The organism is Halomonas sp. KHS3 (assembly GCF_000830495.1).
Classification (GTDB): Bacteria; Pseudomonadota; Gammaproteobacteria; order Pseudomonadales; family Halomonadaceae; genus Vreelandella; species Vreelandella titanicae.
The window spans coordinates 20384-31992 of record NZ_JWHY01000019.1 but is presented as its reverse complement, the minus strand read 5'-3'; the positions used below and the strand labels follow the sequence as shown (position 1 = coordinate 31992).

At 54.7% G+C, this 11609-nt stretch carries 10 protein-coding genes; 6 read left to right on the top strand and 4 right to left on the bottom strand.

Going from position 1 to position 11609, the window contains the following annotated elements; translation table 11 throughout:
- Nucleotides 1-237, top strand: a 237-nt coding sequence (locus tag RO22_RS25130) for a hypothetical protein (protein ID WP_235270549.1), incomplete at its 5' end; no start/stop codon positions are given.
- A gap of 353 nt (nt 238-590) precedes the next feature.
- Here RO22_RS25130 and lldD read toward each other — a convergent pair.
- A complete protein-coding gene (gene lldD / locus RO22_RS23720) occupies nt 591-1745 on the bottom strand; it encodes an FMN-dependent L-lactate dehydrogenase LldD (protein WP_041159567.1) in 1155 nt (384 codons plus the stop codon).
- 298 nt (nt 1746-2043) lie between these two features.
- Here lldD and RO22_RS23715 point away from each other — a divergent pair, with 298 nt between their 5' ends.
- The 3 genes from RO22_RS23715 to RO22_RS23705 are packed head-to-tail and all read left to right on the top strand — an operon-like array spanning nt 2044 to nt 6108.
- On the top strand, nt 2044-2817 hold the full coding sequence (locus RO22_RS23715) for a GntR family transcriptional regulator (RefSeq protein ID WP_041159566.1): 774 nt from the start codon (nt 2044-2046) through the stop codon (nt 2815-2817).
- Complete coding sequence (locus RO22_RS23710) at nt 2814-4733, top strand: ATP-binding protein (RefSeq protein WP_041159565.1); 1920 nt, start codon at nt 2814-2816, stop codon at nt 4731-4733. The genes RO22_RS23715 and RO22_RS23710 overlap by 4 nt, the downstream gene beginning before the upstream one ends.
- Nucleotides 4726-6108 (top strand): sigma-54-dependent transcriptional regulator, encoded by a 1383-nt coding sequence (locus RO22_RS23705; RefSeq protein WP_041159564.1) that lies wholly within the window; start codon nt 4726-4728, stop codon nt 6106-6108. Before RO22_RS23710 ends, RO22_RS23705 begins: the two co-directional genes overlap by 8 nt.
- Here RO22_RS23705 and RO22_RS23700 read toward each other — a convergent pair.
- The 3 genes from RO22_RS23700 to RO22_RS23690 form a co-directional block, all read right to left on the bottom strand.
- Nucleotides 6084-6755 carry a metal-dependent hydrolase gene (locus RO22_RS23700; RefSeq protein ID WP_041159563.1) on the bottom strand — a complete coding sequence of 224 codons (672 nt, stop codon included), beginning with the start codon at nt 6753-6755 and terminating at the stop codon, nt 6084-6086. The genes RO22_RS23705 and RO22_RS23700 overlap by 25 nt on opposite strands.
- A 129-nt stretch (nt 6756-6884) precedes the next feature.
- On the bottom strand, nt 6885-7430 hold the full coding sequence (locus tag RO22_RS23695; RefSeq protein ID WP_027958895.1) for a gamma carbonic anhydrase family protein: 546 nt from the start codon (nt 7428-7430) through the stop codon (nt 6885-6887).
- Nucleotides 7431-7478: 48 nt separating this feature from the next.
- Nucleotides 7479-8819 (bottom strand): sodium-dependent transporter, encoded by a 1341-nt coding sequence (locus RO22_RS23690; RefSeq protein ID WP_041159562.1) that lies wholly within the window; start codon nt 8817-8819, stop codon nt 7479-7481.
- Between the two features lie 193 nt (nt 8820-9012).
- On the opposite strand from RO22_RS23690, the gene prlC reads away from it, so the two are divergent.
- Complete coding sequence (prlC, locus tag RO22_RS23685) at nt 9013-11061, top strand: oligopeptidase A (protein ID WP_041159561.1); 2049 nt, start codon at nt 9013-9015, stop codon at nt 11059-11061.
- Between the two features lie 56 nt (nt 11062-11117).
- A complete protein-coding gene (locus RO22_RS23680; RefSeq protein ID WP_041159560.1) occupies nt 11118-11369 on the top strand; it encodes a YheV family putative zinc ribbon protein in 252 nt (83 codons plus the stop codon).
- Nucleotides 11370-11609 lie beyond the last annotated feature (240 nt).

Below are 11609 nucleotides of genomic sequence, written 5' to 3'. Positions count from 1 at the left end.
GATCAAACTCTTCAGTTTAAGATCTATGCGGTTCTTACCCGCCACTCGAAAGTGACAGAAGCGAACCAAACTTGGCTCAAGGTTCAAACGAATTCATTCAAAACAGGTTCCGAAAAACCTTTATTGCTTGAGTCGCTTGCCTTGATATTTGGTGATTTGCCACCAACATCAGCAAGCGCCCACATGAATTACCTGATCAAATTGTTAAAGAGCTGTTTCGCTGTTAGGTTGCTGTGAAAGCAACCGGGCTGCCGTTGACTTGGCTTGCCTCAGCGAGGAAGGCGTATTCTACGCATTTCCTGGTGGTTGTCAAGGGCGTTGTTTTCGATGTAAACCAGACCACATCCAAAACCGCTGGCTTTCGTAAAAGCACTAACTACCTGACAAACCGAAGCTTTTACACTTCATTCACCGCTGGTAACGCTTGGCGTCCCCGAAAAGCACTAACTACCTGACAAACCGAAGCTTTTACACTTCATTCACCGCTGGTAACGCTTGGCGTCCCCGGCAGCGGATGCGTACTTTACGGATTCGCTTACGGGTTGGCAAGCGGTTTTTTAACGAGATTTATATAAAGGTGCAGGTAAAGCTCACTGGATGCCACGGATTGAATCTGGCACCAGCGAATCCGACCCAAGATCGGCTATGGTATGCGCCCCGGTGAGCGTCATTGCAACACGCATCTCCTTTTCAAATAGCTCAAGCAGATGGGAAACGCCGGACTCTCCAGCCGTGGCAAGTGCATAAATGAAGGCACGCCCTATTAATGCAGTATCCGCACCCAAGGCAATCATCCGCACAACATCGAGGCCATTACGCACGCCTGAGTCAGCCAGAATGGCCAAGTCTCCTTTGACCGCATCAGCGATAGCAGGCAAAGCACGTGCAGTAGAGGGAACCCCATCGAGCTGACGACCACCATGATTGGAAACAACGATACCATCGGCACCGAAGCGAACCGCATCACGGGCATCTTCGGGGTCAAGAATCCCCTTGATGATCATTGGGCCATCCCAGAGCTCACGAATCCACTCTAGATCCTTCCATGAAATAGCCGGATCAAAGTTGTCACCCAGCCAAGCAATATAGTCCTCAAGCTCCGTTGGCTTGCCGCGATAATCAGATACGTTACCCAGGTCATGGGGGCGACCATTAATACCGACATCCCAGGCCCAGAAAGGGTGCATTGCGGCCTGAGCCATTCGCCGCATCGATCCATACTTACCACTCATACCTGAGTGAGCATCACGATAGCGCGCACCCGGCACCGGCATATCAACCGTAAAGATCAGCGTCTTGACGCCAGCAGCTTTGGCTCGCTCCAGAACATGCTTCATAAAACCCCGGTCTTTCAGTACATAAAGCTGAAACCAGATGGGCCGATCGACTTCTGCAGCCACTTCGGCAATGGGACACACCGATACCGTCGAGAGTGTAAACGGTATACCTTTATTAGCAGCCGCCCGCGCCGCTTGAACTTCGCCACGCCTAGCGTACATACCTGTCAACCCCACAGGCGCCAGAGCAATAGGCATAGCAAGCTTTTCACCGAACAGCTCAGTCTCTAATGATAACGAAGACATATCCTTAAGCACGCGCTGACGCAGCGCTACACCAGCCAGATCCTCGACATTGCGCCGCAGCGTATGCTCAGCGTAGGAACCACCATCGGCATAATGGAAAAGAAAAGGGGGAATACGACGCTTGGCCGCTTGGCGATAGTCAGTGGAAGCTGAAATGATCATGGATAGTCCTGTGCAATAGCCCTATACAATGGATGCGCTACACACCGGCACCCCAAAGTGGAAAATTGGTTTTACCAATTGACAAAAAAACTAGCACCAACAGTAGTGAGCCGCCCTGAGCGTGTCAAACAGTGATATCACCCCTTAAGGCCCAAACCCCTTAAACTTTAGTTTAAAATCTCTATTAATGCGTTTTATTAGCGTTAAAACCTACTTCATAGGCGCTTGAGATCATACTTCAAAGATCTTAATATTGGTCTTACCAATTGCGGACGCTAATCGACATGAGCTATTCACTATGAGCTACCCCCCGCTCCGCCAGCAGCGCTTGGCCGATGTAATTACTGAACGCCTTGAAGCTATGATGCTGGAAGGCAGCCTGAAACCAGGTCAGCGCTTACCCCCCGAACGTGAATTAGCCGAACGATTTGGCGTTTCGCGCCCCTCTTTACGGGAAGCTATCCAGAAACTGGCCGCTCGTGGCTTACTTACCAGCCGCCAAGGCGGCGGCACTTTTGTTAACGACGACCTCAGCAATGGTTATACCGATCCCCTACTGGAGATGCTCTCCCGACATGGCGAGTTTAACCTAGACTTACTTGAATTCCGCGACGCCATGGAAGGCATATCCGCCTACTACGCTGCGCTGCGTTCAACACCCGCCGATAAAGCCGTACTTATTCAACGTTTTGAAGAACTCGACGGCGGTTTTGCCGGTGCCGATCCTATCCAAGAAGCGAAGCTAGATGCGGCATTTCACCTGGCAATTGCCGAAGCTGCTCACAATGTTCTACTGCTGCATACCATTCGCGGCATTTTTCACCTGCTGGAAAAGAGCATTGTAAATAACCTGGCCCATTTATTTGCCAAGGAAGGTTCACGCAGCCAGTTAATGCAACAACACCGCGCCCTACTCAATGCCATTTTGGAGGGACGCGCTGAGGATGCCCGTGCTCGCGCCCATGAGCACTTAGTGTTTGTTGAAGAAGGGTTACTGGAGATGGCGCGTGCAGAAACGCGCGCTCAGCGCGCCCTTCGTCGCGCTCAAGGCAGTAGCAAGACATCAGCATGAACAGTGCTGGCATCAATAACCAGGCGCCCCCACCTTTGCCACCACGCTGGCGGCGTCTGTGGCTGCTGGTTATTTCACTCGGCTTGCTGTTGTGCATGTGGCAGGCCGCCCAACTGGCGCGTGAACAAGCACTTTCCAACTTACAGGACGATGCAGAGAATGAGTTGCGGCTGTCTGCCGCCAACTTAAACGGCTATTTACTGCGCTACGACTACCTTCCGCAAATGCTTGCCACTCGGGAGGGCGTTCAGCGCTTTTTGGCCTCTCCCGATAGCCAAGACCCGATGCCACTCAATATGCTGCTGGATCGCTTCCGCTTTACTGCGGGAGTTTCAGACGTCTATTTACTCAATCGCGATGGCGACACGATCGCCGCCAGTAATTGGCACCGCCCTAACACCTTTATTGGCCAGAACTATGCTTTCCGCTCCTACTACACCGATGCCATTGCCGGAGGCCAGGGACGTTTTTTTGGTTTGGGCATCAAATCCCTTGAAAGGGGTTACTACTTTTCATCGCCCGTATGGCTAGACGACACCTCGCCAGACGCACAGCCAGACGGCGTGCTAGTGGTTAAAGTGCTGTTAGATGACGTTGAAGATAGCTGGGCAGAGCAGGATGCCGAACTCTTTGTTACTGATAGTGACGACATCATTTTCATGGCCAGCCACCCCGAGCTGCGCATGAATGCGCTCTACCCACTCACCGATGAGCAGCGCCAAGCCCTAAGAGAAACGCGTCGCTATGCCATGGAGCCGTTGTCACCCTCGGGTATTGAAGTCGATGCGCCTTACCGGCAGGGAAGCCAGCTGGTCAGTTTCTCCCAAGGCCCATTGAGCAGCAGCGACTATCTTAGTCTGACCCGACATATTCCTGAGTTTGGCTGGCAAATGCATATTTTAAAGCCGCTAACACCGGTGATTAGCGCTCAGTGGATAGCTGCCCTGATGGCAGGCGGCCTCTACGGCGTGGTTACTCTTGGCGCTGGCATTGGCTGGCAGCGCTTGAGGCTACGCCGTGAGCGTGAAGCGTTTGCCGAACGGGAGCGCAACACCTTGGCACGCGTGCGTGACGAACTAGAAGTTAGCGTAGAACGCCGCACCCGCGATCTGGTAGCCAGCAACCAACGTCTTTCGGATGAAATTGAAGAGCGCCGCCGCGCTGAAGCCAACTTACGCCAAACCCAGGATGAGCTTATTCAAGCCGCCAAACTCGCTGTTTTGGGGCAGCTCGCCGCGGGCATCAACCATGAGCTTAATCAACCCCTGGCGGCTATTCGTGCTTACGCAGAAAACGCCCGTCGCTTTATGACATTAGCTCGCCACGAAAAAGCGGATGCTAACCTAGAACAAATTGTTGAACTGACCGAACGTATGGCGGACATCAGCGCGCAGTTGCGCCAGTTTTCGCGTAAGAGCAGCGAGCGCCAGGAAACTATTTCGGTACAAGCCTGCATCGACTACGCTCTACGCCTGTTTCAAAGCCGCCTGCGTGAAGGCAATATCACTATTGTTCAGGATTGGCCTGCTGAAACTTTATGGGTTAAAGGTGACCTGGTGCGCCTGGAACAGGTGCTGGTTAATTTAATCGGCAATGCGCTGCAGGCCATGAAAGGCGTACCTGCGCCACAACTTACTCTCGGCGCCCATATCCACCAGCAGCAGGTCATTATTAGCGTTAGCGATAATGGCCCAGGCATTCCCGAGGAGCACTTAGGACATATTTTTGAACCCTTTTTTACCACCAAGGCGCCGGGGAGTGGCTTAGGCTTGGGCCTCTCGATCTCGTCACGGATCATGGACGATTTAGGCGGCAAGCTGCAGGCAACTAATCAACCCGAAGGTGGCGCTCGCTTCACCATTACCCTGCCCCACTCACCGTTAGCCCACACCCAGGAGAACTCCTCTTATGCATGAGCCGTCGACGCTGCCGGTCATGGTGATCGACGACGAACCGCATCTGCGGATCACCGCCAGCCAAACCCTAGAACTTGCGGGCTATACGCCCTACTGCTTTGAGTCAGCAGAACAAGCCCTGGCGGCACTAACGCCAAACTTTCCGGGTGTTATTGTCAGTGATATCCGCATGCCGGGAATGGATGGCATGGCGCTACTCCATGAGCTACACAGCCGAGACGCCACTCTGCCGATTATTTTAATTACTGGGCACGGCGATATTTCTACGGCCGTAGAAGCCATGCGCGCAGGGGCCTGGGATTTTCTCGAGAAGCCCTTTGCCGGTGATCAACTGCTAGATGTGGTGCGTCGGGGCATAGAGAAGCGCCAGCTCAGCTTGGAAAACCACCGCCTTAAAGCCGAACTGGAAGTGCAGCAAGCCGCGCTTGGGCCACGCTTAGTTGGTCGCACAGCGGTCATTTCGCGGCTGGCCGCAATGATTCAGCGCATTAGCCAAGTAGAGGCCGATGTACTGCTATTTGGGGAGACCGGCACCGGCAAAGACCTCGTGGCCCGTGCGATTCACGAACGCAGCGCCCGACGTAATAGCCCCTTTATGGCAATCAACTGTGGTGCAGTGCCCGAAAACACCATTGAGTCCGAGCTGTTCGGCCATGAAAAAGGCGCCTTCACGGGTGCCGTTGAGCGGCGGATCGGCAAGTTTGAACACGCTAACGGCGGCACGGTGTTTTTGGATGAGATCGAATCGATGCCCATGGCGCTGCAAGTCAAACTGCTGCGGGTACTGCAAGAGCGCAGCGTAGAACGACTGGGCGCCAATGAAACGGTTCCACTCGATATTAGGGTAATAGCAGCCACCAAGGTGGATCTCAAAGCCGCCTCCGAAGAGGGGAGTTTTCGCGAAGACCTTTACTACCGGCTAAACGTGGTCACCCTGCCGCTGCCTGCGCTGCGCGAGCGGCGTGAGGATATCCCCTTGCTGTTTCAGCACTTTGCCGTGGTCGCTGCCAACCGCAGCGGCCTGGAGGCACCGACCCTCGATAGCCCCGCCATTGCCGCCCTACTGGCCCATGATTGGCCCGGCAACGTGCGCGAGCTGCGCAACCTTGCCGAGCGCTACGTGCTACTGGGCGCCGCCTTTGACTATCGTCTGGATGCACTGCTGGAAGGGGTCAATGCCGACACCGAAGAGCCTACTTTACCGCGCCAGGTAGAGCTGTTTGAAAAGAGCCTGATCAGCCAATCATTGGCGCGTTACCATGGACGGGTAACCGACGTATGTCGCCACTTGGGCATTCCGCGCAAAACCTTTTACGACAAACTTAAAAAACACGGCCTCAATGCCGACGACTATCGCCACAGCAGCGAGCCGTGATGCAGTAAATCACCCAATACCGACCAAGGCGGCGCCCAAGGTATCAGCGTTAATGTGGCAATCAACATTAGTAGGTTGGACATGGGCCGCCGACTGTCGCCTAGCTTGAGCGCCGTACCAAACGAGCGCTTAAGCCTCGCGCCTTCAAGGTCAACGCTGTATATCTCATCCAAACTCAAGTGGATCAAAAACCCTACTAAGGTGGCCGCACCGTGAGACCACGCTAGCCACGCTGGTTGGCTGAGCAAATTAAAACTTAACGCGGCGGTGAGCAGGCTGCATAGCCCGCCCGCTAGCAGTGAATGCCAAATACCGCGGTGCACGGTAAAACGCGAGAACAGCACCCCCGCCAAATAGCGCACACAGAAGTAGATTCCGCCACAGGCAATCAACAACGCGCCCGGCGTGAGCCATGGCTGTAACAACAAGGCGCCTAATACCAAGGCGGGCACCGAAAGCAGATTGAATATCAAACGGATAGAGTGGGAACGGTCAGCATCAATGTCGGGCAAAATGCCGCCAAAGGTGACTAATGCAATCATCACCAGCGCTTGGGAGGGTGGCCACCACTGGCCTTTCCAACCTACGTAAGCTATCAGCATGCCGCCCGCCGCTGCCACCGTAATATGCGTGCGAAAATTAGCCATGACGCGGCATCCCAAAGTCTGCAAAACAGAAAACTGTATAAATTAACAGACTTTTAGTGTTCGCGACATGACTAATTTAAGAAAAAAGGTTGGCTTAGCAATCGCTTAGGGAAAGCTTAGAAAAAGTCGCTAGCGGGTGACTTCGGCCAGAAAGCGGTCTTTCAATTTAACGTAGTTACCTGCGGTATAGGGAAAGAAAGCACGCTCTTTGTCTTTGAGTGGTCGCATCGCTTTGGCGGGGTTACCGGCATACACATAGCCACTCTCCAAATGCTTACCCGGCGTTACCACGGCGCCTGCGGCAATAATGACCTCGTCCTCAACGACCGCGCCATCCATTACAATCGCGCCCATCCCTACCAGGATCCGACTTCCCAAGGTGCAGCCATGCAGTATCGCTTTATGGCCGATGGTCACATCATCGCCAATGGTGAGCGGAAACCCCTCCGGACTAAAATCACTGGCGTGGGTAATATGTAGCACGCTGCCGTCCTGCACGCTGGTACGCGCACCGATACGAATACGGTGCATATCGCCACGGATAACCGTCATCGGCCAGACAGAGCAGTCGTCACCCATCACCACATCACCAATGACCACACTGGCCGGATCAATATAAACGCGCTCACCCAATTGGGGTTCCATACCTTGATAGGGCCTTAATGCACTACTCATAACTCGCTCCTAGGGTTGTTGGATAGCTTAGAGAATTCAGTTACCCCACTATAGCAACCCGGCCAGCAGAACAATAAAGGTCAGCGGAATCGACACCCAGCGAATGATATTGCGCCACACCAGATAGCCACTTTCACCAATGCCTAACGCGCTCACCACTCTATCGCGAGGCATTACCCAAGCCGCAAAAACGGCTATCAATAGGCCGCCCAAAGGCAGGAAAACATCCGGCGGTATACTGCTGACAAGCTCGAAGACATTGCGTCCAAATAGCGGCCGAAATTCCGCCAGGGTTGAAAAAGAGAAGGCCGATAACAGCCCGATCAACCAGACGCTGAGCGCCACAATGGCAGTCGAGATACTGCGACGCAGCCCCAAACCCTGTAACGTTGCGACCATCGGCTCCGCGAGGTTAATGGCCGATGTCCAGGTGGCCAGTAGCAGCAGCAAGAAGAACACGCTCAGCCATACAGAGCCCCAGGGCAGCTCAGAAAACGCAATGGGCAGGGTGACAAACATTAACCCTGGGCCATCAGTGGGATCCATGCCTTGAGCAAATACCACCGAGAAAATAGCGATCCCCGCCAGTAACGCCACGCTAATATCGAGTACGGCGACTGCCACAGCGGCTTTAGGCAGGCTTTGCTCTTCCGGCATATAAGCGCCATACGCCATCAAAGCACAGGCGCCCACCGCCAAAGTAAAGAACGCGTGCCCCATGGCGTGAACCACCACCGCGGGGGTTATCGCCTCGAAAGAGGGTAAAAACAGCCACGCCAAGGCGGGGGCAAAGCCATCAGTCGTCGCGGCATAGCCCGCTAATAGCAGCAACAACAGATACAGCAGCGGCATCAGCAGGTTATTCAGCCGCTCTAACCCCTTGGCAACACCCGCCGCCACGACCGTCATGGTCATAAACAGAAATAGCGAGTGGTTGAAGATCAGCAGCCCAGGGTTGGCCAAGAAGGCTTCAAAACCGGCGCCAATCTCTGCGGCACTCGCGCCATTGAAATGGCCGTTAACAGAGGCCACCAAAAACTCAATCGACCAGCCGGACACCACCGAGTAGAAAGATAAAATGCAGAACACGGTGAACGCCCCGAATAGCCCCAACCAGCGCCAGCGAGGCGAAGCCCCCGCCTCGGCCGCCAAGACACTCAACGCTTGCATTGGCCCGCGTCGCCCAGCACGGCCAATCAGAATCTCCGCCATCATGACCGGAATACCCAGCAGCAGCACAAACGCCACATAAATCAGTAAAAACGCCGCACCGCCGTTCTCTCCGGCCACGTAAGGGAAGCGCCAGATGTTGCCTAACCCCACCGCAGCACCTGTTACCGCCAAGATAAAGGCCCGCTTCGACCCCCAGCGCTCCAGCGTTTCGCTCATCACATGCTCCTGCCATTGGTGGCATTAAAAGGCGGCAAGACTAGCAGGCGCTTGCGTGCAGGCCAAACCCTGGCATTAAACATAGTTGTTGAGGCTAACATTGAAACACAGCACCACCGCCCGCACTGTGTCATTATTATTGCGCGTTTTGCGCTCACTAACGGTTTTTAAAACGATGCCAATCGAGGTGCCCATGTCCACCAATCCGCTGCTTGAAACGCACGCGCTGCCCCCCTTTGCTGAGATTCGCGCCGAGCACGTGGAGCCTGCCGTGGAGACGCTGCTAAGCGAAAGCCGAGAGGCCATTGATCGCCTCGCCGAGCAGGCAGCCGCTACCCCGCCTACCTGGGACACTTTTGCAGCGCCCCTTGAAGCGGTGAATGATCGGCTCACCAAGGCGTGGTCACCGGTTTCGCACCTCAATGGCACCATGAACTCGCCGGAAATGCGCGAAGCGTATCAGGCATGCCTTGGGAAGCTCTCCGACTTCGGCACCTGGGTAGGCCAGCACGAAGGGTTGTTTCGTGGCTGGCAAGCATTGAAAGATGGCCCGGCCTGGAAGCACCTGGATGCCGCACAGCGGCGCACCGTGGAGAACGCCCTACGCGATTTCCGCCTTGCCGGTGTTGATCTTCCTGCTGACCAGAAAGCCCGCTACGGCGAGATTCAGTCGCGGCTCTCACTGCTGTCAAATCAGTTCTCCAATAACGTGCTGGATGCTACCCAGGCATGGCACAAGGACATCGATAGCCAAGAGACGTTAGCGGGGGTGCCGGAAAGTGCTCTCGACACCTTAAAAGCCACCGCCGAGGCGAAAGGCGTTGCGGGCTACCGTATTACCCTGGATTTCCCCAGCTTCTTCCCGGTGGTTAGCTATGCCGATAACCGCGAGCTGCGCCGGGAGGTCTATACCGCTTTTGTTACCCGTGCGTCTGATGAAGGCCCAGATGCGGGCAAATTCGATAACGCGGCGATCATGGAAGAGATCCTGGCACTGCGCAATGAAATGGCCCAATTGCTCGGCTTTGCCACCTATGCCGATTACTCTCTCACCACCAAAATGGCGGAATCTCCCGAGCAGGTGCTCGATTTTCTCAACGACTTAGCCCGCCGTGCGTTGCCTCAGGCGAAGGAGGAGTTTGCAGAACTCAGTGCTTATGCCCGAGAAGAACTCGGCCTAGAGACGCTGGAACCGTGGGATGTTGCCTATGCCAGCGAAAAACTACGCGAAGCGCGCCACTCGATCTCCCAGGAGCAATTACGCCCCTATTTTCCAGCACCCCAGGTAATCGATGGCTTGTTTCAGGTGGTTGAACGCCTTTACGGCGTGCGCTTTGAAGAAGATACCCAAGCACCCCGCTATCATGATGACGTGCGCTATTTCCGCATCACCGAAAACGACCAACCCATTGCCGGTTTCTATCTGGATCTCTACGCCCGCGAAGGTAAGCGTGGCGGTGCCTGGATGGCCGATTGCCGGGTGCGTCGTCAAACCGAGCAGGGTCTGCAACTGCCCGTCGCCTTCCTGACCTGCAACTTTACTGCCCCGGTAAACGGCCGCCCGGCACTGCTCACCCACGACGAAGTCACCACGCTATTCCATGAGTTTGGCCATGGCCTCCACCATATGCTGACCCAGCAGCAGATCGCCGATATTTCCGGCATTAACGGCGTCGCTTGGGATGCCGTCGAGCTGCCCAGCCAGTTTATGGAAAACTACTGCTGGGAGCGTGAAGGCTTAGATCTACTCGCCAAACACGTGGATAGTGGTGAACCGCTGCCAGCAGAGCTGCTTGAGCGCCTGCAGGCAGCCAAGAATTTCCAGTCAGCCATGGGTATGATGCGCCAAATCGAGTTCTCGCTATTCGATCTACGTCTGCACCATGAATTAAGTGCTCCCAGCGCCAGCGACGTGCAAGCCTTGTTAGATGAGGTGCGTGAAGCAGTGTCGGTGCTGCCAAAAGTGCCGTTCAACCGCTTCCAAAATAGTTTTGGCCACGTGTTTGCCGGTGGCTATGCGGCTGGTTACTACAGCTACAAGTGGGCTGAAGTGCTCTCGGCGGACGCCTGGAGCGCCTTTGAAGAGACCGGTATTTTCGATCCTGAAACGGGCCAGCGCTTTCGTCGCGAAATCCTAGAGCAGGGTGGCGCCCGCGATGCAGCCGACCTGTTTGTCGCCTTTCGAGGCCGAGAGCCGAGCGTCGAACCGCTACTGCGCCATAGCGGCATTCGCGCTGCTTAAATCTGCAAAACCTATGCGCGCCCTCCACTTAGGGGGCGCGCTCTTGGAGTCTAATGATGTCTAGTGTGAAACGCTTTATCGCCGGTGTTACTTGCCCGCGCTGCGCGGCGATGGATCGGATCCGAGCCTGGGAGCAAAACGGTATTCGCTACCGAGAATGCGTCAGTTGCGATTTCTTCGAGCAACTTCCCATTGAAGAGGACGCGCTTACCGAAATGACCACTCGGGTCAACCAGGTACGTGAAGATCAGAAGCAGCAGGATGTGCAACCCGTACGTATTTTGGATCCAGGTAAACCCTCGCGTTAACCTCCACCCCGCCAAGGATGGCGTACTCATGCTTTCCTTACCGCCCCACAAGCCGATAGACTACAGGCAACATAATTTATGTGCGGTTATCCGCACACTAAATAGCCATCGTCGTGCGAACAATCGGACACTATGACAAAAAGTGCTTTCCACCAAAGTTGAATAAAAAATTCATAAGCATCTGATTTAAAAATCATAACCTTTAAATGGCACAACTATCGCTGTTATATACCTTGGATA